27 protein-coding genes are annotated in these 20,305 nt (G+C 68.7%); 7 read left to right on the forward strand and 20 right to left on the reverse strand.

Features of this window, described 5'->3' with window-relative positions:
* Window positions 1–30 precede the first annotated feature (30 nt).
* The 3 genes from NH339_RS00580 (at window position 31) to NH339_RS00590 (ending at window position 2,099) form a co-directional block, all read left to right on the forward strand.
* Complete coding sequence (locus tag NH339_RS00580) at window positions 31–417, forward strand: universal stress protein (RefSeq protein WP_067860848.1); 387 nt, start codon at window positions 31–33, stop codon at window positions 415–417.
* 143 nt (window positions 418–560) lie between these two features.
* Window positions 561–731 (forward strand): hypothetical protein, encoded by a 171-nt coding sequence (locus NH339_RS00585; protein ID WP_202967686.1) that lies wholly within the window; start codon window positions 561–563, stop codon window positions 729–731.
* A 192-nt stretch (window positions 732–923) separates the two neighbouring features.
* Window positions 924–2,099 (forward strand): MFS transporter, encoded by a 1,176-nt coding sequence (locus tag NH339_RS00590; RefSeq protein WP_253021438.1) that lies wholly within the window; start codon window positions 924–926, stop codon window positions 2,097–2,099.
* Between the two features lie 28 nt (window positions 2,100–2,127).
* Here NH339_RS00590 and NH339_RS00595 read toward each other — a convergent pair whose 3' ends face one another.
* Window positions 2,128–3,126 (reverse strand): LacI family DNA-binding transcriptional regulator, encoded by a 999-nt coding sequence (locus NH339_RS00595; protein WP_253021439.1) that lies wholly within the window; start codon window positions 3,124–3,126, stop codon window positions 2,128–2,130.
* A 74-nt stretch (window positions 3,127–3,200) separates the two neighbouring features.
* Between NH339_RS00595 and NH339_RS00600 the strand changes: the two genes are divergently transcribed.
* Window positions 3,201–3,992 (forward strand): HAD-IIB family hydrolase, encoded by a 792-nt coding sequence (locus NH339_RS00600; RefSeq protein WP_253021440.1) that lies wholly within the window; start codon window positions 3,201–3,203, stop codon window positions 3,990–3,992.
* A 25-nt stretch (window positions 3,993–4,017) separates the two neighbouring features.
* Here the strand turns inward: NH339_RS00600 and NH339_RS00605 are convergent, their stop codons facing one another.
* Together NH339_RS00605 and NH339_RS00610 are read right to left on the reverse strand one after the other, a co-directional pair.
* Window positions 4,018–4,773: a TetR/AcrR family transcriptional regulator gene (locus NH339_RS00605; protein ID WP_253021441.1), complete on the reverse strand. Its 756-nt coding sequence runs from the start codon at window positions 4,771–4,773 to the stop codon at window positions 4,018–4,020.
* Between the two features lie 41 nt (window positions 4,774–4,814).
* Complete coding sequence (locus tag NH339_RS00610; protein WP_253021442.1) at window positions 4,815–5,735, reverse strand: oxidoreductase; 921 nt, start codon at window positions 5,733–5,735, stop codon at window positions 4,815–4,817.
* Window positions 5,736–5,847: 112 nt separating this feature from the next.
* Between NH339_RS00610 and NH339_RS00615 the strand changes: the two genes are divergently transcribed.
* Window positions 5,848–6,825, forward strand: a complete 978-nt coding sequence (locus NH339_RS00615) for an SDR family oxidoreductase (protein ID WP_253021443.1) — start codon at window positions 5,848–5,850, stop codon at window positions 6,823–6,825.
* A 15-nt stretch (window positions 6,826–6,840) separates the two neighbouring features.
* Entirely contained in the window at window positions 6,841–7,725 is an 885-nt protein-coding gene (locus NH339_RS00620; RefSeq protein WP_253021444.1) for an alpha/beta fold hydrolase, read from the forward strand.
* Between the two features lie 129 nt (window positions 7,726–7,854).
* Here the strand turns inward: NH339_RS00620 and NH339_RS00625 are convergent, their stop codons facing one another.
* From NH339_RS00625 to NH339_RS00675, 11 genes are all read right to left on the reverse strand, one after another.
* Window positions 7,855–8,376, reverse strand: coding sequence for a barstar family protein (locus NH339_RS00625; RefSeq protein WP_253021445.1), 522 nt, complete (start codon window positions 8,374–8,376; stop codon window positions 7,855–7,857).
* 92 nt (window positions 8,377–8,468) lie between these two features.
* Window positions 8,469–9,071 (reverse strand): hypothetical protein, encoded by a 603-nt coding sequence (locus NH339_RS00630; RefSeq protein ID WP_253021446.1) that lies wholly within the window; start codon window positions 9,069–9,071, stop codon window positions 8,469–8,471.
* Between the two features lie 58 nt (window positions 9,072–9,129).
* A complete protein-coding gene (locus tag NH339_RS00635; RefSeq protein ID WP_253021447.1) occupies window positions 9,130–9,537 on the reverse strand; it encodes a hypothetical protein in 408 nt (135 codons plus the stop codon).
* A gap of 76 nt (window positions 9,538–9,613) precedes the next feature.
* The gene (locus NH339_RS00640) at window positions 9,614–10,165 is read right to left on the reverse strand and encodes a hypothetical protein (protein WP_253021448.1); all 552 of its coding nucleotides are present in this window, start codon (window positions 10,163–10,165) and stop codon (window positions 9,614–9,616) included.
* Window positions 10,166–10,232: 67 nt separating this feature from the next.
* Window positions 10,233–10,640 carry a hypothetical protein gene (locus NH339_RS00645; protein WP_253021449.1) on the reverse strand — a complete coding sequence of 136 codons (408 nt, stop codon included), beginning with the start codon at window positions 10,638–10,640 and terminating at the stop codon, window positions 10,233–10,235.
* Window positions 10,641–10,819: 179 nt separating this feature from the next.
* On the reverse strand, window positions 10,820–11,149 hold the full coding sequence (locus NH339_RS00650) for a hypothetical protein (RefSeq protein ID WP_253021450.1): 330 nt from the start codon (window positions 11,147–11,149) through the stop codon (window positions 10,820–10,822).
* A gap of 78 nt (window positions 11,150–11,227) precedes the next feature.
* On the reverse strand, window positions 11,228–11,470 hold the full coding sequence (locus tag NH339_RS00655; protein ID WP_253021451.1) for a hypothetical protein: 243 nt from the start codon (window positions 11,468–11,470) through the stop codon (window positions 11,228–11,230).
* A gap of 492 nt (window positions 11,471–11,962) precedes the next feature.
* Window positions 11,963–12,313 carry a hypothetical protein gene (locus tag NH339_RS00660; protein WP_253021452.1) on the reverse strand — a complete coding sequence of 117 codons (351 nt, stop codon included), beginning with the start codon at window positions 12,311–12,313 and terminating at the stop codon, window positions 11,963–11,965.
* A gap of 81 nt (window positions 12,314–12,394) precedes the next feature.
* Window positions 12,395–12,766, reverse strand: a complete 372-nt coding sequence (locus tag NH339_RS00665) for a PH domain-containing protein (RefSeq protein WP_253021453.1) — start codon at window positions 12,764–12,766, stop codon at window positions 12,395–12,397.
* Between the two features lie 233 nt (window positions 12,767–12,999).
* The gene (locus tag NH339_RS00670; protein ID WP_253021454.1) at window positions 13,000–13,482 is read right to left on the reverse strand and encodes a hypothetical protein; all 483 of its coding nucleotides are present in this window, start codon (window positions 13,480–13,482) and stop codon (window positions 13,000–13,002) included.
* A gap of 762 nt (window positions 13,483–14,244) precedes the next feature.
* Window positions 14,245–14,598 carry a hypothetical protein gene (locus NH339_RS00675; RefSeq protein WP_253021455.1) on the reverse strand — a complete coding sequence of 118 codons (354 nt, stop codon included), beginning with the start codon at window positions 14,596–14,598 and terminating at the stop codon, window positions 14,245–14,247.
* Window positions 14,599–14,982: 384 nt separating this feature from the next.
* Between NH339_RS00675 and NH339_RS00680 the strand changes: the two genes are divergently transcribed.
* Entirely contained in the window at window positions 14,983–15,180 is a 198-nt protein-coding gene (locus NH339_RS00680) for a hypothetical protein (RefSeq protein ID WP_253021456.1), read from the forward strand.
* A gap of 8 nt (window positions 15,181–15,188) precedes the next feature.
* Here NH339_RS00680 and NH339_RS00685 read toward each other — a convergent pair whose 3' ends face one another.
* From NH339_RS00685 to NH339_RS00710, 6 genes are all read right to left on the reverse strand, one after another.
* The gene (locus NH339_RS00685; protein ID WP_253021457.1) at window positions 15,189–15,932 is read right to left on the reverse strand and encodes a hypothetical protein; all 744 of its coding nucleotides are present in this window, start codon (window positions 15,930–15,932) and stop codon (window positions 15,189–15,191) included.
* Window positions 15,932–16,189, reverse strand: coding sequence for a hypothetical protein (locus NH339_RS00690; RefSeq protein ID WP_253021458.1), 258 nt, complete (start codon window positions 16,187–16,189; stop codon window positions 15,932–15,934). The genes NH339_RS00685 and NH339_RS00690 overlap by 1 nt, the downstream gene beginning before the upstream one ends.
* Before the next feature lie 159 nt (window positions 16,190–16,348).
* Window positions 16,349–16,840, reverse strand: coding sequence for a hypothetical protein (locus tag NH339_RS00695; RefSeq protein ID WP_253021459.1), 492 nt, complete (start codon window positions 16,838–16,840; stop codon window positions 16,349–16,351).
* Between the two features lie 566 nt (window positions 16,841–17,406).
* Entirely contained in the window at window positions 17,407–17,823 is a 417-nt protein-coding gene (locus NH339_RS00700; RefSeq protein ID WP_253021460.1) for a hypothetical protein, read from the reverse strand.
* Window positions 17,824–18,100: 277 nt separating this feature from the next.
* The gene (locus NH339_RS00705; RefSeq protein ID WP_253021461.1) at window positions 18,101–18,466 is read right to left on the reverse strand and encodes a hypothetical protein; all 366 of its coding nucleotides are present in this window, start codon (window positions 18,464–18,466) and stop codon (window positions 18,101–18,103) included.
* A gap of 377 nt (window positions 18,467–18,843) precedes the next feature.
* Window positions 18,844–19,254, reverse strand: a complete 411-nt coding sequence (locus tag NH339_RS00710; RefSeq protein WP_253021462.1) for a hypothetical protein — start codon at window positions 19,252–19,254, stop codon at window positions 18,844–18,846.
* Between the last annotated feature and the right edge of the window lie 1,051 nt (window positions 19,255–20,305).

The following is a 20,305-nucleotide window of genomic DNA, read 5'->3' on the forward strand; positions in this document are numbered from 1 at the left end:
TACGGTGGGAGGGACCGACCAGGAGGAAGCATGACCACGATCGTCGCCGGATACGTCCCGACCCCCGAGGGTGAGGCCGCGCTCGCATGGGCACTCGCTCAGGCCCAGCGCGACTCCGCGCGGCTCACGGTGGTCGCGACGCCGGGCGCCGACACGGCCGAGGCGATCTCCGAGGAGCAGCAGATCGACGCGCTGCAGGCGCGGCTGGCGGAGGCCGGCGTCGAGGGCGACGTCGTGCACTTCCGCGGCGCGGGCGGTGCCGCTGACTCGATCCTCGACCACGCGAAGGGCGACGACGTGTCGCTCGTCGTCATCGGCCAGCGCCGCCGCTCGCCCGTCGGCAAGCTGGTGCTCGGCAGCACCTCGCAGCGCATCCTCCTCGAGGCCGACGCGCCCGTCGTGGCCGTCAAGGCCTGACCCTGAACGAGGACGGCCCCGCCGAGGACGAGCACTACTTCGTCGTCAGGGGTCGACGCTGGCGCCGCACCGACCCCTGCCTGCCCGACGACGTCGTCGAGCGGCTGACGTCGCACCTGGGTCGCGGCCGCTCCGGCGTGCGCGTGGCGAAGAAGGCGGGCGACGACGACGCAGTGGCGGCCGCCCGGCACCGCGTCGGCCTGGCGAAGCACGGTCTCGGGGAGCGCGGACCCCGCTGGTGGGACGACGAGCCCGCCGCCCGCCTCGCCCGAGCCCGCGAGGCGCTCGACGAGCTGGACGCGCTCGACGACTGACCGAGGGCGGTGTCCGAGGCACCGTGGCGGGTCGTCGCGGGACGGCTCACTGTCACCCCGTCTGCTGGTCCTCGACGGTCTTGTCCACGCGTCAAGTCATACGTATGATCTCTCGTCGACGACGAGGATGCCTCCGACGCGGGAGCTGACCGAGGTCTCGCTGAGCCGTCACGACGTCGAGAGGAGGCTCGCATGACCAGCCAGATCGCGGTCCTGCAACGAGCGCACGTCCCCCGCCTCCTGACGAGTGGACTCATCGGACGGATTCCGAGCGCGATCGCTGCGCTGGCGGCGACCCTCGTCATGCGCGACGCGGGACTACCGTTCGACCGCGTGGGCGCTGCGGTCGGGCTCTTCGCGCTCGGGCTGGCCGTCGGTGGACCCACGCTGGGACGCTGGGTGGATCGACGCGGACAACCACGCGTCCTCGTCGTCTCGTCCCTCGTCGCCGCCGTGGGCTTCCTGACGGTCGACGCCGTGGACGACCACTGGCAGCTGATCTGCGTCGCGATGTTCGTCGCCGGCTTCGCGACGCCACCTCTCGAGCCCTGCCTCCGCGCCCTCTGGCCGGACCTGGTCGACGACGACCAGCTCGACGCGGCCCTCAGTCTCGACGCGGCGGCCCAGGAGATCGTCTTCATCGTCGGCCCCCTCATGGTCGCGGTCAGCACGGCCGTCGTAGGCCCGTCGGCCGCCCTGTGGCTCGCCGCCGCGCTGGGGGTCGCCGGCGCGCTGGTGTTCGCGCGCTCCGAGCCGTCCCGGCTCTGGCGACCGCAGCCCGGCGAGCGGCACTGGTTCGGACCCCTGAACAGCGTCGGCCTCGTGCTGCTGTTCTCGACGCTCTTCTTCTCGGGGGCGGCGATCGGTGCCCTCACCATCACGGCCGTCTCCTACGCCGAGGACACCCGCTCCCCCGGCGGCGCGGGCCTCCTCCTGGCCGTCAACGCCGTCGGCGCGCTCGCCGGGGCCCTGATCTACGGGTCCCTGCGCTGGACCATGCCGCACCCCCGACGCCTGGTCGTGTGCTGCGTCGGCATGTGCGCCACCTATCTCACCCTCGTCACGATCCCGAGCCCCCCGGGGATGTTCGCAGCGATGTTCGCGACTGGAGTCTTCCTAGCCCCGCTGCTGGCAGTGTCGTTCTCGATGGTCGGCCGCCTCTGCGATCCCGTGCACGTCACGGAGGCCTTCGCCTGGCTCGTCACGCTGTTCACGATGGGCAACGCGGTGGGCTCGCCGCTGGCCGGCCTGGCCGCCGACGGCGGCCTCTCGGGCTCCGCCTGGGTCGCAGCCGGCACGACAGCCGTCGGTCTGCTGGTCGCCGTCGCGTCCCTACGACGGTGGATGACTGCCGAGGAACGCACGTGACTGCGCGCCCGTCGCCCGAGGCGCGAGCTCAGCCGACGCGGACTCGCGTGACCGAGCCTCGGATCACGATGCGCGGCGGCGCCACGGCCGCGACGGGTGCCGCCGTGTCGAGGACCGCGCGCACCCCGCCCGCGCCGAGGTCCTCCGCCGGGAAGGAGATGGTGCTCAGCGGCGGGTCGAGGAGGCGCGCCGTCGGCGAGTCGTCCATGCCGAGCACGCCGACGTCGCCCGGGATGCTCAGCCCTCGCGCGCGGGCCGCGTGGTAGACACCCGCAGCGATGACGTCGTCGTCGCAGAGGATGACCGTCGGAGGGTCGGGAAGGTCGAGCAGGAATCCCGCTGCCGCGGCACTGCCGCTCACGCCCTGCTCCAGGTCGACCGGCGCACGGACCACGTCGAGGTCCTGCGCCGCCACGTCGAAGGCGAGCTGCCGCGCCCGGAAGGTGTGGGAGGCGATCGATGACTCGAGCCGACCGACGCGCACGTGTCCCAGTCGGCGGGCGTGGGACACCAGGAGGTTCATGCCCTCGGCGACGTCGAGGGTGATGACGCGCTCGACCCCGCTCGTGTGCGGGTCGGCGTCGACGAGGACCACCGGCGTCGCGCCGAGGTCGCCGCGGAGCATGCCGTCGGTCGGCGAGCACAGGATGGCACCGTCGAACCGAGCGCCGGCGACCGCCTCCGAGACCTGACGTCCTGACCATCCGGAGGCGAGGACCACGGAGGCGCCCGCCTCCTCGGCCGCCCGCTGCGCGCCGTGCAGGACGCGAGCGAAGAAGGTGGAGCGGACGTCCGGGACGGCCAGCAGGAGCAGTCCGGTGCGGCCCAGCCGGAGGGCTCGTCCCGCACGTTGCGGTCGGTATCCGAGCTCGTCGGCGATCTGGACGATGCGCGCACGGGTCGCCGCGGAGACACGCGTGGACGACGGGTCGGAGAGGGCCAGCGAGACCGTCGCCTGGGAGACGCCGGCCCGTGCGGCGACGTCGTGCCCCGTGGGACGGGCGGGCCTCTCGGGCGACTCGGACATCGCTGCATCCTCTCGTCATTCCACCTGTCGGTCCAGCAGCGGGGCCCCTCCCCCGACGTTATACGTTTGACCTCATGCGGCGCGCGTTCGTCTTCGACCTCGACGGGACCCTGCTCGACTCCGATGGCCAGCTGTCCGCGGCGACCGTCGAGGCACTGCGAGAGGAGAGGGCGCGGGGGTCGCTCCTCGCGGTCGCGACAGCGAGACCGCTGCGGCTCGCGCGGTCAGCGCTCGGGCGCCACGTCGGGCTCGTCGACGCGCTCATCGTGTCCAACGGTGCCGCGACGCACGAGGGCCCCTCGAGCACGCTGGTCGACGAGGCACCTCTGCCCGCCCGCCGCGTCGCCCACGTGCTCTCCCGCTCACGTCGCCTGTGGCCCGGCTGCGGGATCGGGTGGGAGCGCGGGGACGGCTTCTTCCACGATCCGTCCTTCGCGGGCATCGCGACCCAGCGCAGCATCACCCGCTTCCTCGACCACCCCCCGGCGGACGGGCCGACGGGACCGATCCACCAGCTGGTGATCGCCACGACGACCCCGCACAGCTCTGCGGACCTGCAGCGGCTGAGGTCCCACCTTGGCCGCCGCACCTCGGTCACCGACTCGGCCGGCGGCGTGATCGAGGTGTCGTCGCGCCGCGCCGACAAGGCGATGGCGATGCTGCGTTGGGCGAGCAGGCACGGTGTCGGCGCACCACGGATCACGGCCTTCGGCGACGGGCTCAACGACATCGGCATGCTGCGCTCGGCCGGGACGTCGGTGGCCATGGGGAACGCGGCGGCCGAGGTCGCGGCCGCCGCCACCCACCGAGCCCTTGCCCACGACCAGGACGGCGTCGCCCAGTTCCTGCAGTCGCTACGTCGATGAGTCCGGCGTCGTCGCCTCGCGCGTCTCAGCCCCCGACCGCACGGGGCGACGCCGAGCCGACCTGAGCGAGGACGCGGACGAGTCGTTGGCCGGTGGTCGCGTCGGTCGATCCACCGAGGACGGCGGCGTGGACGCCGCGGACCCCGGCGACGATCCCGACCGCGAGGTGGTCAGGGTCGTCGTCCGGGCCGAGCTGGCCGAGCCGCTGCGCCTCGTGCAGGAGCCGCGCGACCACGTCGACGAACAGCAGGTGCCAGCGGCCGGTGTCGACGACCTCGCGCGGGAGGCCGACGTCGCAGAACAGCACGTGGGCGCCCTGGACGGCGTAGACGCATCGCGCCGCGACCACCAGGAGCTCCTCCAGCTGCTCCAGGGGCTCCGGGCTGAGGTGGCGAGGCGTCTCCTGCGCGATCCGCTCGATGATCTCGGTCGCGGCCGCGTCGACGGCGGCGCCGAAGACGTCCTGCTTGGTGTCGAAGCGCTGGTAGGCGGACCGCACGGAGACCCCGGCGCCGCCCGCCAGCATCTTCATGGTGACGGCCGCGTACTCGTGCTCGCGCAGGAGCTGCTGGGCGCTGCGCACCAGCCGGCTCGACACGTCCTCGTGACCGTCGGGACGCTGCTCGGCGCGGCTCCCGATGAGCTCTCCCGCCCACCGGTAGATCGTGGCGGGGTGGACGTCGAGCTCGGTCGCGACCTGCTCGGGTCCCACGCCCTCGTCGAAGGCGCGGACGACCGCGGCGCGACGTCGTGCGACGTCGAAGCGGGACGGTCGGCTCACGGGCTCAGCATAGGGACGCCGCCGACGGTGACCGTCGCCCGTCAGACGGGGAAGGCGAGACCCACCGCCTGCTCGGAGGCCGACCAGAGACGCTCGGCGAGCTCCTCGTCGCGCGCGCGGGACGGCATGCGCACGAGGACCGGGCGACCGCGGGTGTGGCCCGGCCACGACGGTCCGACGTAGTCGCCCGACGCGAGCGTGGTGTCGAGGGCGGCGCGCAGGATCGGCTGCGCACCGGCGTGCGCGCTCTGGAGCCCGGGTCGGATCGCACGGGTGAGGAGCCAGCCGAGGACCGGGTGGCCCATCGCCATGCCGGTCTGGGTGATCTCGGTCGCCGCGAGGCCCGGGTGGGCGGCCACGGCCGTCCGCGCGCTCCCGCCAGACGACAGGCGTCGCGCGAGCTCGCGCGTGAACAGCAGGTTGGCGAGCTTGGACTCCGCGTAGGCGCGCCAGCGGCGGTCGCGGCGTCGGGCGCCGGGCGACGTCCACGTGTCGAGGTCGAGGCGGCGCGCGCTCGCGGCGGCGACGGAGCTCACGGTGACCACACGACCCGTGGGCGTCAGGTGCGGGAGCAGGTGCGCGGTCCACGCGAAGTGGCCGAGGTGGTTGGTGCCCATCTGCAGCGGTAGGCCGTCGGCCGTGGGCACGTCGGGGGCGAGCATGATGCCGGCGTTGTTGACGACGACGTCGATCGACGGCGTCCGCTCGCGCACCTCCTGGGCTCCGCGGGCCAGCGACCCGAGGTCGGCGAGGTCCGCCTCGACCAGGTGCAGACGTTCCTGCGAGGCACCGGAGGTCAGCCGGTCGAGCAGGTCGGCGCCGCGGCGGAGGTCGCGCACGGTCATGTAGACCTCGGCCCCACGGTCCGCCAGCGAACGTGCCACGTGGAAGCCGAGGCCGCCGGTGGCACCGGTCAGCACGACGCGTGTGCCGGCGACGTCCGGCGGAGGTGTCCAGGTCATACGACGGGACGGTAGAGCAGATCTGCGAGTTTTGCGAATGACGTCTGCATCGTGCATAGTTCGCATCAAGGAGCCCGCGGCCGAGGCCGCCAGAGGTGAAGGGTGGACGCTCATGTCGGACCTGATCGTCGTGACGAGCGCTGCGGGCGGGGTCGGTCGACCGCTCGTCGAGCGCCTCGCCGCCGCGGGCGAGCACGTTCGCGCCTTCGTCAAGAACGACCAGCAGGCGGGCGTCGCGCGTCGGGCGGGCGCCGCCGAGGTCGTCGTCGGCGACCTGCGCGACGCGTCCGCCCTGACCGACGCGCTGCGCGGCGCGGGTCGCGCGTACCACGCGGCCCCGACGCAGATCATCGACGAGCAGCCGCTGCTCGACGCCTTCATCGACGCGGCGACGAGCGGCGACCTGCGGCACCTCGTGTTCCACTCGGTGGTCCACCCCGACCTGCACGTCCTCCCGCACCACCACCAGAAGGACGTCGCCGAGCAGCGGTTGAAGGAGTCCGGGATCCCGGTCACCGTGCTGCGGCCGTCGCACTACATGCAGAACTACCTCGAGCTGTGGGACTTCATCCGGGTCGGCTCCATGCCCTACCCGGTGAGCACGCAGAGCGTCATGGGCGTGGTCGACGTCGAGGACGTGGCCGAGGCGGCCGTGCGGGTGCTGCGCGACCCGTCAGGTCACGTCGGGCAGACGTACGACCTGTCGGCGCAGGAGCTGACGCGGGAGGAGATGGCGGCCGCGTGGTCGGAGGTCGTGGGTCATCGCGTCACGGCGGTGCGGATCCCGCCGGCGTCGATCACGAACCCGCTGCGGTCGGTGCACGTCCTCCCCCGCCTGGTCGCCGCACTGCCGTCGCCGCGGGCGACGTCGGCGGTGCGTCTGCTCAAGGCGCTCGACGGTGCGCGGAACGTCCGGGGCATCAACACCTGGAGCCGGGATGCCGTCGACACGTACCGGATCATGATGAGCCACTACGACCAGCACGGCCTGCCGGCCGGCGACCTCTCCCACCTGCCGACCCTGCTCGACCGAGCACCGACGTCGTACGCGCAGTTCGCGCGTCGCGAGGCCGCGCGCCGCGGCATCTGAGGGGAGGGTCGGGCGATGGGTCGCGAGGTCGAGTGGGAGAGCAGCGAGCGCACGGTGCAGGTGGGCGGGGCGGACCTGCGGCTGGTCGACGTCGGCGACCCGGACGCCGAGCGGGTCGTCGTGCTGCTGCACGGCATCGCGGCCAGCTGGCGCTGGTTCACGCCCGTCATCCCGGCGCTGTCCGAACGGGCACGCGTGCTCGCGGTCGACCTTCCGGGGTTCGGGCGCTCGGCGATGCCGCCCGGCGGGCTGACGTTCGACGGCATGGCTGCCGCGGTCGACGAGCTGGCGGACCGGCTGGGGCTGGGGGTCGTCGACGTCGTGGGCCACTCGATGGGGTCGATCGTCGGCACCCGACTCGCCGTCGACCACCCGCAGCGGGTCCGGCGTCTCGTGCTCACCGGAGGTCCGGTGCTCGCCCTGACGGACCTCCCGCGGCACCCGTTCCGCACTCTGACCAGCGAGCCGCGCGCCGTGACCACCCTCGTCAAGCAGCTCGCGACCATCGGGCTCCCGCTGCCGGCGGCGGCGGCCAGCGTCGTCGCGGAGTCGGCGCTCGTGCGACGCGTCCTCATGCGCGGCTACGTCGCGCGCCCCGCGGACCTGCCGCCCGACGTCGTCCGCGACGTGATGCGCGAGCTGGGCGCCCGCGGGTCGCTGCCGGCGCTGCTGTCGGCGTTCAGGAGCGACCCGTCCGCCGGGCTCGAGCGCATCTGCGCGCCGACACTCATCGTCCGCGGCGCCGAGGACCCCCTCTCCACCGCCCGCGACGTCGAGCGCTTCGCCCGCACCGTCCCCGACGTCCGCGTCGTCACCCTCGACGGCGTCGGGCACTGGCCGCAGATCGAGGCGCCGGGGAGGTTCGCGCGCGAGGTGGTGGGGTTCCTCGACGAGGAATGAACCGTGAGATCCGCCCCGCGCGCGGCTGCCGCGGTGACGTGCTCGGCTCCAGGACTGAGGGTCCTTCAACGTCCACGCGGCGAGGCAGGCGCTCGCTCGGCGCGGAGACACCGTCAGCGCTCACCTGTCTCAGTTCCCGGCTGACCCGAACGCAACACCAGGCAGTCCGACGTGCGCCCACCGGCGCGACTCGGCCTCGAGCCGTGCACGATCCCCAGCCAGCACCACGTGAAAGGCGACGGGAGGCCGATCCCACCACGCACCGACCTCGACGGGCTGGGCCCACTGACTGGCTGCCGACGCCAGCGAATGCGCGAACCACTCGAACGCAGCGTCGCTCTCCTCCGCCAACAACTCAGCCGGCTCGTCGATCACGACGACGTAGCCGTTGCCGCGTGGAAGCCCTTCGAGGTCTGCGATGCACTCGTCGAACGCGTCGCGATTCTCGCCGAAGTAGGTGGGGAACTGGAGCGCGGCCGCGAACTCATCGAACAGTCCCTGAAGAGTCCGGGCCTTCCTCCCTCGAACAACGCGGGCGGCAAGACCACCCTCGAGCCACGCCGCCACGGTCGAACTGACCGAGTCCGCATCGCCCTCGAGAAGATAGGGCCTGAGCGTGGCGTCAACCTTGGTCAGTGACAGGAGATCCATGGTCCGGCCGGCTTTCGTCTCGTCGGGAGGCTGACGTCGTCGTCGCCCGTGCCGCGGCGCTGCAGAAGGACGTCGCCGATGCACGGCGAGCATCAGCGCCCTCCGAAGGTCGCGAGGAATTGTGCGCGGTCTACCGGGGCCAACGGAATCTTGAAGTCGGGCTCGGTGAACCAGTCCAGTGCTTCCTGCGCGGACACCCAGGCGACGTCGCTCGCCAAAGGGGGATCCCACGGTCGCTCCGTCGCGACCACGCCGACATCCCACGACCGCTCGGCCCAGACCGCCCATCGGTGGGAACTGCCCCATATCGCGAAGATGTCCGCCGACACGAAGATCGAGCCGGTCGGGTCATCGTCCGGCTCGTGGCTGAGCGCGTCCCAGAACCTCTCTTCCAGGTCGGCTGCGGGGATCCTGAAGGCGGGAAACCCGCCGTAGTGCAGTCGGTAGGAGGTCGGCGAGGGATCTCGCACGACGCAGGAGATCTCGTCGTCCCCGAACGCCTGCACGAGGTCGGACAGGTCAGAGGCGAAGTCTCCGCTGAGGACGGCGCTGAACTGAGCCAAGCGGAAGTTCGTGAGTCGACCGACGAACGGTGAGTGCGGCAGCGTCCGGGCGCCCGGGGCGACGAACGCGCGATCGTCCTCGAAGGCGGCGAACGCGTCGCCGTCCCGCGGGAAGAGGTCGAAGCCGGTCATCGCTCGCAGACTAGTGCCGGCTCCGGATCTCGCGTACTTCATTATCTAGGAGCGGCGCTCACTGATGGATGACCATCCCAGGATCGATCCCTCGTGCGCTCAGGTCCGTTGCGACCCTGTCGACGAAGCGCCTGCAGCACCGGACGACGTGGGCGAGCTCGACTGGCGTGCTGGTGGCGTCGGGCTCGAGGACCGAGCCGAACGTCCAGCCCGCGGTAGCGCGACGGATGAAGACAGTGCCCCGCTCCTCGTACGACATCGAGTCGAACTCGAAGTCCTCGCTCTCGGCCCGCGGGAGCCACGACAGCAGGCTTCGCGCGAGCTCCACGACAGGGAACGCCGGCTCGTCGAAGATCACCGCGTCGTTCTCCACCACCTGGAGGTGAGCGTCGAGGGCGATCAGGTAGTCCGCCTGCGTGGTCCCCCTCAGCTCGTCCGCGCACAGCCGGTCGTACGTGAGCTGCATGCTCCTCCTCGTCGCTGGCACGGGCCCCTGGTCATCCTGTCCCCAGCCGTGTTCACCACGCCAGCACGACCCGGGCTCAGCCGATCACGCGTCCACCCCTCACCCGGCCCGTCGCGAGCTCGACCGCGACGTCGCGTGGCTCGTCATCGTCCGGATCCGCTACCCCTCGGACCCAACCGCCGTCGGCCTCGTCCAGGCGGATGCCGTCGACGGCGAGCCGTGGGGTCGTCCAGAGCACGCCGCGCTCGCCGATGGCTGTGATGGCCCAAGGGCTCAGGAGGAGCAACACTCGCTCGCGCGGCAGTGCCTCCGCACTCACGACAGGCCTCGTGGTCGCGATCACCCCGAAGCTCGCGGGTTCGAGCACGTCGCCGAGGAACGCAGTGCCCCGCTCCACGATGCACAGACCCGCTGGATCGGGAGTGCCGAGCAGCGCACTCAGGGCAGGGCGGCCGGGGTCGGGGGCCGCGAACGTCCCGGTCCACACCTGCCCGCCCCGCGGTTGCACCGTGACCACCCTCGACCTCGACCCGGAGCCCTCAGCAGCACAGGTGACGTCAGGTGGACCCGTCGGCAGGTCAGCCGTCGTGGCATCGAAGGTGGAGACGAACCGCCCGTGGTTGATCATGAGTGCCCCGTTCCGCTCCTGCTGATCGCTGCTTCGCGACTCATGCACCCTGAGGCGAACGGCCGGCTCACGTCGGCTCCGTGTCGACGTACTGATCGACAGACAGCACCGCGCCTGCCGCAGCGAGCCACCTGATGGCTGAGGAGTCCAGGTTCAAGCCGGTGTGCTCAGGCCGGTCGGCGAGCTCCTGGTGGACGATGAGCACGACCTCGCGCCCTGTCGCGGCGAGCTTCGCTGCTCGTTCGGCCATCGCCATGCCCAGCGATGCGATCGCCGTCGCCAACCCCCCGGTGCCTGCATGAGTGTCACGTGGCAGCCGCAGTTCCATCGACCACGAGGTCCAGTCCCTTGTCCATGTGGAAGAGGGCGCGACAGATCCGCGTTCGAAGCCTCGATCGGGCTCGCGCGTCATGGCGGCACTGATCTCGTCGAGCGTCAGGTCGCGGCTCTCGATGGCAAGAGATGCCTTGATCATGGGCTCGATCTTCCCAGGACGGAGCCGCACGTCAGGCTCACAAGGCTCCGTTCGCGATCAAAGGCGTGGCCACTGAATGTCGTCTCCAACAAGGCCTCCCGCGCCCCACGCTTCTCCCGATCGGTGTTCGAGGGTCGTGCGAACTCCCGCGTCGCGAGCGAGATGTTGTTCCTGCCGCACTACCCGTCGCGCAGAAGGCGATCACCATCCACGCGCCACGCATGCTCGCCGTCCGCCGCGTCACGGACGAGCAGAACCTCGCCCTCCCATCTGGCGACGTCGATCACCGTCAGCCCGGAGTCCGCCGAAGTGGGCAGCTCCACCAGCTCCCGACCCGACCAGACGCAGCCGACGTCACCGAAGGCACCGAATGACACCGCTCGCCACCCTGCAACGGTCGTCGACCATTCGTACCGACTGTCCACCGTCACGGTCAGCACGGCCGCCCGGGCGGCGCCACCCCCCGACAGGCGCACGTCGTAGACACGATCGCCGAGGATGAAGGTCATGGCGTTCATGGTGGCACTCGTGCCTCCGCGAACTTGCCGATGAAGTCTGCGGCGGAACCGTTGCAGCGTTTGCGAACCTCACGTGCGCGGCGGGTTCCAGTGATCTCCCCTGGCTCGCGCCTCGTCCTCAGCCGCGCCGATGCTGTCCAGGAACCGCTCCGCGTCCTCTCGGAACATGCCCAGGATGTTGCGGAAGTCGTGATCTTCCATCGCGACCCCGTACAGCGCATGCGTCAGCAGCAAGTACACGAAGATGTACTCGTCCTTCGTCAGGTCGAGTTCGACACCATCACTTCTGAATCTCGCCATCATGGCTGTCACCGTCCCACCGCATTCTCTCGAGAGGAGCCTCGTGAGTCGAGTCCGACCCGGGCGCGAAGTCTGACGATCTTCGGGGGCGATTCCACAAGATCTTCACGAAGTACTCGACACCATCTCGCGTGACCTCATTCAGTCGCGCGGCCTCGGCGTCCGCCTCGGCAGGGTCGGTGAACCACCTCATCAGGTCGACGCACTGAGCAGGTGTAGCACCGTCGTAGTGCCTGTACCGAACGACGACGGCCAGCTCCTGCGTCTCAACCGCCATGAGCAAGGCTCCCCATCAACTCGTCCGCCGTCCTCGGATCTCAAGTATCGCCGGTCTGACCGAGCGAGACATCGACGTCAGGTGGCAGAGCTCCACTCTTCCTCGTCCTACGGAACTTCATCCGAGACTGGCCCCCGTCTCCCCTGACCTCCTGGGCGGCAGCGGGGCGTCACTCTCTCGAAACTCGCTCCACCGGGTGCGCAGGTGCCATGACCGGCGGAACAAGACTAGATCTTGATCAGTGCCTGAAAGGCCAGCTCCCGCACCCGCGCCCACTCCGGGGACTCACGCAACGAGTCGACGTGCCAGAAGTCCTCGTGAACCGGACCGCTCCACTCTCCGAGCACAGCATCCAGTGCTTCGACAGCCCGGCGAGCTTCGGCCGTGACCCAGCCGGCTTGTTCGAACTGAGGCAGCAAGAGCACACCGCTCTCGAGCTCGAGTGCGAGCTCGTCGGAGTACAGAGGAGCGCCCAGACCCAGCGACTCGAGCCAGGCGATCTGAGCGCCGGCCGGCATCGCCAGCAGAGCGACACTCCGCACGAACGTCGCGAGAGTACGAGGGTGGAGGTCCGTCATCGCGAGACCGTACCGCGCCAGCGATTCCGCGACGATGCTGCTGATCGTGGCGCAGCCGCATCTCCAACGTCCAGCAGAACCTCAGGGCTCGGGCGAATCGACGTACCCCTCAAGGATCACCTCACGGCCGCGTCCGGCAGCCACGTCCCGGATGGCTCGGACCGCGCGGTCGGTTGCCGTGTCCAGACGAAGCATGAGACTCAGGTTCCCCTTCTGAAAGGCACTGGCAGTGACCGAGCGACCGTCCACCGTCGTGAAGCGTGCACCCTCGTAGGTCGACTCGATCCGGGCGAGGTCTTCGACCGGCAGACGGACGGTGCGGCGCCAGGTCCTGATCACCACCGTCGCCTCGTCGAGCGACGCTTTGGGCCACCAGATGACCCACAGGAGCGCTGCTGTCATCGGTGTGACGACGAGCGTGACGGACCACCCGCCGCTGGCCGCCACGACCATGCAGAAAAGCTCATGACCACGCCGAGCGCGACGATGACGAGCCACCGCCATCGCCCGAAAGCTCGCCACTCCATTGCTTCATCCGCCTTCTCTCGACCGTCGAGGCGACGCCAGCGTGCCCGCCGCGCAGAGCGCCGCTCTCCGTCGTGAGCGCGACAGTCCGCCTCGAAGCAGCATCGGACGGCGACCGTCATGGACGTCAGCTCCTTCGCTCGCGATGCTAACCAGCACTGTCAGTCGGTGCGGATACCCGTGACCTCAGCCACGCGCCCGGGAATCTCCTCGTCCGAACGGACGCAGACTTTTGGGAAGGTCACGTGCGTCCCGTCCCGGAGGGTGAAGACTGCCCGTGGAGTGTCCGGCGAGTAGAGGGCCTCGAACGACGTGTTGTACGTGTACCAACCTTCCGCGAGAGCGACGACGTCTCGAATGAGGACGGATGCCACCTTCTCGTCGCCCCGCCAAGCCTCGACACGATCCTGGAAGAACCGGTACTCGACCGGCAGGATGCGGCGACGTATGTACACGTGGACCGCCAGGAGGTACGCGCCGATGACGAGGGTTGCTGCTGTCAGACCGTAGACCTGACCGGACCGCAGCGGGCTGCCGTCCTCGTTGCCCGCCACCATCAGGAGTAGGGGGACGAAGGGGATCCACCCGCGACTCTTGAGCCAGAACCGCGGATAGCTCGAGTCTCCGCGAAGCACGAGCATCATGCTCTCCTCATGCATCGAACGGCCGCCCGGCCCGCGGCGGCCGACACGACAGGCACGGGCTCAGGCTCTGCCATGGCAGCCTTCTCCAGGCTGAGACGCACGCCCGGCCAGGAACATGGTGGCGAAAGGTTCTTCAGTCATCAGACTTCTGTGGCGCCGGCCAATCGAGCATCCTGGCAGCATGGCAGATCACCCACCACCGTCCTCTCAGCTCTCCCGTCGCACCCGATGAGAAGGTCAGGAACACTCTCCACGGCGTATGCGCCAAAATCGACCTCCTGAAGGGGAAAACCGGACTCACCCGCACCGAAACTGGTCCACGCAGGTCGATCGGTGTGCGGTTCTCCGTGAACGCCCATCGCCTCACGACCGACTCCGTCCTCACCTCGATCCCAGACGGTTGACCTCTGAGGTTCGAACCGAAGAGGCCCTCACCCCCAACCACGTGGAGCGAGCCCACCGTCCCGTCGGCCGCCGGCCTCGGCCGTGGGCGCCAGAGGGCGACAGGAACCGCAAGCGGCAGAGCGATCGCGACGCGGACGCCGCACGTGACGAGTCAGAACATGTACACGAACGGGCCAGGTCGTCGAACGGACCACTCCATCAGTACCCCTTCGGCCCACCAGGGAACGCTCGCGACCTCAGTATCCCCGCGTCGTGCTGCGACGATGGCTGCAGGGCATCCCCATCGGTTCCGATGACGCCTGCTTGGTGCAAGGGCAAACGCTTCTCAGCCACAACCCGCCGGGCGGACGGTTCACGTCATACGAACCAGCTCACGAGTCCGATGGCGACGATGAGTGCGATCTGGGAGGCGCGGCCCCATCGCAGGTCTCGTGCGCTCTGAGCCTCCCGGTCGGGCCAGCCGTCAACCATGACGAGAGCCGGCCTCGCGCCCGTCACCACCGTCACGACCACCAGCACCACAGCCGCATCGCGCAGCGCCTGAGCGGCATCAGCGTTTCCCGTGATCGCGCCACTGAGGCGCAGCGCGGGATACACACCGAGCCATGACAACGCCGGCAGCCAACGATCCTCATGACGCCACACTCGGTCCTGCCAGGTCCGAACGACAAGAAGAGTGGTGAGGAGGACGACGAGTCCTAGCTCGAGCATGCGCGATCCCTTCACCCCACACCATGGCCGAGGCCGTACCCGGTCACGCGAATGTAGCCACGACGCGAGTGTCCTCTTCCACCGGCGAGGCTCTTAGCACGCCGCCACCCTGCCGGCCCCCGCCACGGCTCCGCTCGGTGACGGTCTCCCTGCGCCAGCCCACCGGCAGAGCCTTCTCGGGAGGGCGACCTCTGCACGAAGGCTGGATGCGCTTTATCCCGGCTGCTCGAGTTGCCGGCACGCAGCTTGGTACTGAATCTTTCGCGTCAGGTCGAGCTCCCGTCTGAAGGGGCGCCAGTGCGCGACCGCTGCCTCGGCGTCGGACCGCTTCCACGCCTCGTCGCCCGCGGCGAGCGCGGCTCTCCGCCCTAGCCCGTGACGACCTTGACCAAGCTCGTCGCGAGGACGTCCGCCAGCGCCACGAACATCGCCCCCGACGAACGCGGACCCCAAGACGAATCCCTGCGGCCCCACCTCGCCGCGCTCGACCAGCTCGACCCCAACGAACGCAACAGCATCCGCGCCCGCATCGAATGCGCCCTCCTCCGCCACCAAGCACGGCGACTCGCCGAGACCAGCTGATCGGACGGTTAGCGGGAATTCTCGACGAAGCGGCCTAGAAAACCGACGACTCGTTCCAAGCCGGGCTCATCGGCCTGGGGTTCGCTCCACGGTCGCCAGGCTCGGAAGATCGTGCCCGCATTGGATCGCGACAGGGCGCTCTTGTTCAGGCCCGACAACAACTGCTCCTCTTCGGCCACTGCCTGCGAGCCAAGTTGAGTTGACCAGAACCATGTCGTCGGCCAGAGCCTTGAGCGCTGGCTCCCCACCAAAGCGGCCGGCGTCGGGAAGGTTGCCTCGATCCCGATCGCTCCGTACTGAGCCTTGGTCGGCCCGACCAGGGCGAGCAGCAACCTCTCCATCCAACCCATGAGGCGCTTCGCGGATTGCCGGTCGGACTTGGACCAGAGCTCGACCGGCATGGACAAGGGTCCAGCGTGGATCGCGACTTCAAGCGGATGCGGTTCACCAAACTCGCCGGCCGACGAGAGACCCAGCGCAACAATGCCGATGCTCCGGTGACGGAACTGGATCCGAAGAACGTCGCGTCGCACCAGCAGGTCGCGCGGCGAACCGCTCGGCCGGATCACCTCGCGCTCGACATCGCTCACGCCTCGGAACCACTCGTGTTCGCGCGCGACCAGGACCTCGCCAGCGAACGCACAGCCCTGGCCGTTGAGCACGTCCCAAGCCAGTCCGAGCGCCTCCCACGAATCCAACGCGGGCGCGACGAATGCTGACAGGTGGGGCGGGTCTGGATACAGATCTGTCATCACTGCCCCAGCAGTCGCAGCATCGCGCTGCGCTGATCGTTCTTCGGGACGAACGCGGTGACCAGGTCACCGCTCCCGCGGTCGAACTGCGCCACGAAGTACTTGCCGTCAGTTCGGGCGATGTGCGCGTCGGTCAACGTGCTGCCAGAGCTCCACAGGCCCCTCCGAGCTGCCCGCAACCACGACCACCACCCACGATGCCAGAACGCCGAGGTCCAGCAGGGCATCACGGGATTGAAGAAGGTCCGGATACGCATCAGTTGAAAATCTCGCCCACCGTGTCGTTCGCCTCGGGAGTGTGCTCAGTCGCGCCATAGAGTGCGACGACTTCGCCGAGTCTACGAATCATCAGAGAGGCGCCGTGCCGTGTCGGCCAAACGCCATACGCTGGCGTGGATGCGTCCGCGGTGATTCCGTCAGTTCGGTCGACATCGCAGCCAGATGCACCTGTTGAACGGCCACCCGCTCTCTTCCTCAGGGCTGGAACGCCACGCCGAGTAGACCACGTCGAAACCTTCCGGCGCTCGTGGATGTTCGAACACCCTCCGGTACTCCACGCTCTCTTCCTCACGCAACCAACGCACGCGTTGAAGCAGATAGAGGCCCGGGACCTCGTGGCCGGGACCGTTCCGCCACGCGCGGTCGAGAAGCTCTCCCAGGTCGGGAACGGCCGTCGGAATCCGCTCATCTTCGAGCGGCGGCAAGGGAACGCACGCAGCGACCTCGAGCACAGAGTGCGCCTCATCGAGCACGGAGCGCACAGCGCGGACACAGTCCACCGCCAACGGAACTGCCGCAGCGGGCAACTGCTCGTCAGTCAGCTCGTCGATATCAACCTGCTCGAAAGTGGATCCGCGAGCCAGCGACCGACGGGCCCAATCGGCAGCAGCCGTAGTCCAGTCGCTCATAGGTTCCATCCGTTCGCCATCAGCCGCGATGGAATCTGGCCATCATGGCCGTTCACCGTCCTTCGCATGTTCCTCCTCGGAGGCAGGCCGCGAGTCAAGTACGACCGGGCCCACAGCTGGTCGCTTGGGCGAACGGTTCTGCAAGATCTTCACGAAGTACTCAACGCCTTCGACCCGAACCTCATTCAGACGGACGGCCTCGGCGTCAGCGTCATCGAGATTGGTATACTACCGCATCAGATCAACGCACTGTTCGGGAGTGGCGCCGTCGTAGTGCGAGTAACGCACCACGACGGCCAGCAGTTGCGCTTCATGTGCCATAGAGGTTCCCCCGTCAACTCGCCCGCTGGCCGATTCCGCACGTTGATGGTCGGACCGAGCGAGACATCGAACTCAGGTGGCAGAGCTTCTCTCTTCCCCATCCTATGAATGTGCGTGCCGAACTGGCTGCATTTCCCCTGACCCCCCGGGTGGAGGCGGGGCGTCACACCTCTCGAAACTCCGGCCCTCTGAGTACGGCACCTTGAGCGAAGTGCTGTCCTCCGCGCTCTTCGCGGCTCGCCGGATCACTCTTCGTTCGCATACCACGAGTCCAACTCCTCACGCGCGAGTCCGCGAGTCGGCAAGCGATGCCACCACCACCTCGAGGACAGGCTGGGCTCCGGGTCGCCGTAACGGACCACCACGCCACGACGGTCTTCCTCGGTGATCTCGCGCAGCAGCTCGTCCGTTGCCGCCACGCTGGCCGCGACGAGGTGATCGTGTCTGCGGGCCAGGCCGTAGCGGCCAGTCTCGATGAGATCGCGAAGACTGAGCGCAGCGAAGTAGTCGTGCGCTCCCCACGTCTCCTGACGCACTGGACCTCGCATCTCCTCCGCGAGGCGCGCGATGTGTCGCTGCCAACCAACGACCAATCCCTGCATCGTGAAGGTACGGTCATGCGCCAGCTGGACGCGGATGCCTTCAAGGTCTGTCATGATCACCGTCCCGGTGAGTACCTTGCAGGGACGCCAAAGCGCCGCGCAACCAGGGGTCGTTGGCGTCGCAGGTATTGCCTTGGTCGTGCTTCGTAGGCGGGCAGCGGTGCGCGAGTCGCGCGAAGCCCGGCACGCAACTGGCGGGGTTGCAGCAGCGGAAAGCCAGGCGGGACGGCGCTGACGTCTTGGCGGCGGCCGCTGCGGGAGGAGCGAGTCCTCTCCGGGCAACCAAGGCCCGGAATCCTGGCGATCACGCACCCCACGAGGTGCCTCCCAGGGAGTCTCATCGGCTCCCTTCCGGCCGATCCGCGCCATCGCCGGACTGCGGCGACTGCGTCAGGTGAATTCGACGCGCCGTCGCTACTCGTCTGCTGAGCAAGTCAAGTTCCGTCATGGTGAGACCTACTCTGATGGCCATCTCCCAAGGCTCGATCGACACTGCGACATGGCGAAGAGAGCGATCAATGACCTCCAGACTGGCGACATCGCCTGAAACCTGTCTCCCGCTCGATAGGTCTGCCAGGAGTTCGTCGGCTCGAGCGAGGATGTCAGGCTCAACGTCAAAGATCTCGTCGGTGACCGCCTCCAGCACAGCCGCCCGAGCGCCGTGGAGCTCTCTGTACGTCACCTCAAGACTGATCTCGATCATAAGAACTCGTCATGGTAATGGATTGCGGCCTCGATACTCGGCTCACTCGACGCGGTGCCGCCGTGTGCTGGTGTGGGGTCGCTGATGATGATGTTGCGGCCGTCCCGCCATAAAGCCCGCCCGGGTTCGCCGGGCCACCAGATGACTCACAGGAGCGCTGGTCTGACGACGAGCGCGACGGACCACCCACCGCTGGCCGCTACGACTATGCAGAACAGGCTCATGACCACGCCGAGCGCAACGATGACGAGCCACCGCCATCGCCATCGCCATCGCCATCGCCATCGCCCGAAGGCTCGCCACTCCGTTGCGTCATCCGCCTTCTCTCGACCGTCGAGGTGCGACCAGCGAGCCCGCCGGGAAGAGCGGACCACGCCCTAGTCCAAGAAGTCTTTCAGCTCAACCAGAGGATCCCACTCATCGACCCTCGCGAGAACTCTCCGGCGTCCAGTGCCTCTCGCCACGTGGGTGGGGGGCGGGGTGTCGCGGCTCTCGAAACTCGCTCCACTCAGCGCAGGAGTTCCAGACAGCCGTCTTGCGACGTCCCGGAACTTCCCCAATCTCGTTGCCGTGTACGCCAAAAGCTCCAGCACGACTGCACGGTCGCGACGCTCGACGGCATCCTCAACGAGGAGGACCGCACGCGTCCCAGCGACGAGCCATTCGGTATCCCCGCTGCCCAGGGCAACTGAGGCGCACCGCTCGCTCCAACCGAGCAGGGCCCAGACTTGTTCGACCGTCAAGTGCTGGAACTCAACCGGCGCGGCTTTGGAGACCGCCTTCTTCACGGCCTGGTCCCAGCGTCCTCCCAGGTCCTCAAGTGCCGCCGGCGCATCTTTCAGGCTTTCCGTCAACCTCATGAGGGCGGTACCAGGTAGTCCCCGTTTCGCCTGTAGCCAGCATCTCGAAGTTGTCGAAGCTCTCGGGCGAAAATGGTCGGTTGGCCTGCGAAGGAACCTTTGCGCTGCACCATGTTTCCCTTCGTCGGAGAGGCACGGCAGACGGTCCTATTCTGCGCTATCGCGCCTCGGATGAACTCGTCGTTCAGGTCCAGCGACCACTTCTTCGATGCCAGGACAGAATGCCCCGGCCAGGACTGCGCGATCGCCGTAACGGTCTGCCGTCCAAGCACCACGATGTTGCCTGCGGGCCCGAGTTGTGCAGCGGCCTCCCCCTTCAGGGCCACCGTAGCGCGTGCCCCTGTGCCGAAGCGCGACGCGCCGAGACAACTCGTGGAGTCCCGCTCCCAAGGCCTCGCCCTCAGCATCGGTGAGTTTGATGCGGTCGACCTCGGCGCTGGCAGTACCTCTGTCGATGATCTTGAGCACGCTATTCAGCAGTCCGCGCATCCCTTCCCGACAAACCTCGTGATGCTGGTGGGCTCGACGGATCGACATCCGCGCGAGCCGACGGGGAGATCGTGGCTCTGCCCCCGCAAGACGTCGAGGCCCACTGCCGCCACTGCCGTCCCACCTGAGAAAGATGCCTCTCCTGGCTCGCGCCCGGCACGCCGCCTCCCTCACGGGTTCAAAGAGGTCGCCGGTCACCTCCGACTCGTCGCGCGAGCAGTTTTCTGGACGAGCGTTTCCCTATGGCCTGTACGAAGCACTCCATGCCGTGTTGCCGGACTCCACCCCAGCGCGGCCGCCGCGTCGGAGTCCGCGACGTAAACATGCCACCCCTACTATTCGACACTATGAGCGTGAGGGACGCCGTCCTCGTGCGAGTCCACCACGATGATAAGCAATCTCGCGTCGTCCTTCATGATCGATGCACCCATCTCGTTTGCCGTCCGTGGATGTCGGGGGCCGACACTCCACAGCAAGACGGACGGCGCCC

It is taken from the genome of Aeromicrobium sp. CnD17-E, assembly GCF_024124745.1.
Classification (GTDB): domain Bacteria; phylum Actinomycetota; class Actinomycetes; order Propionibacteriales; family Nocardioidaceae; genus Aeromicrobium.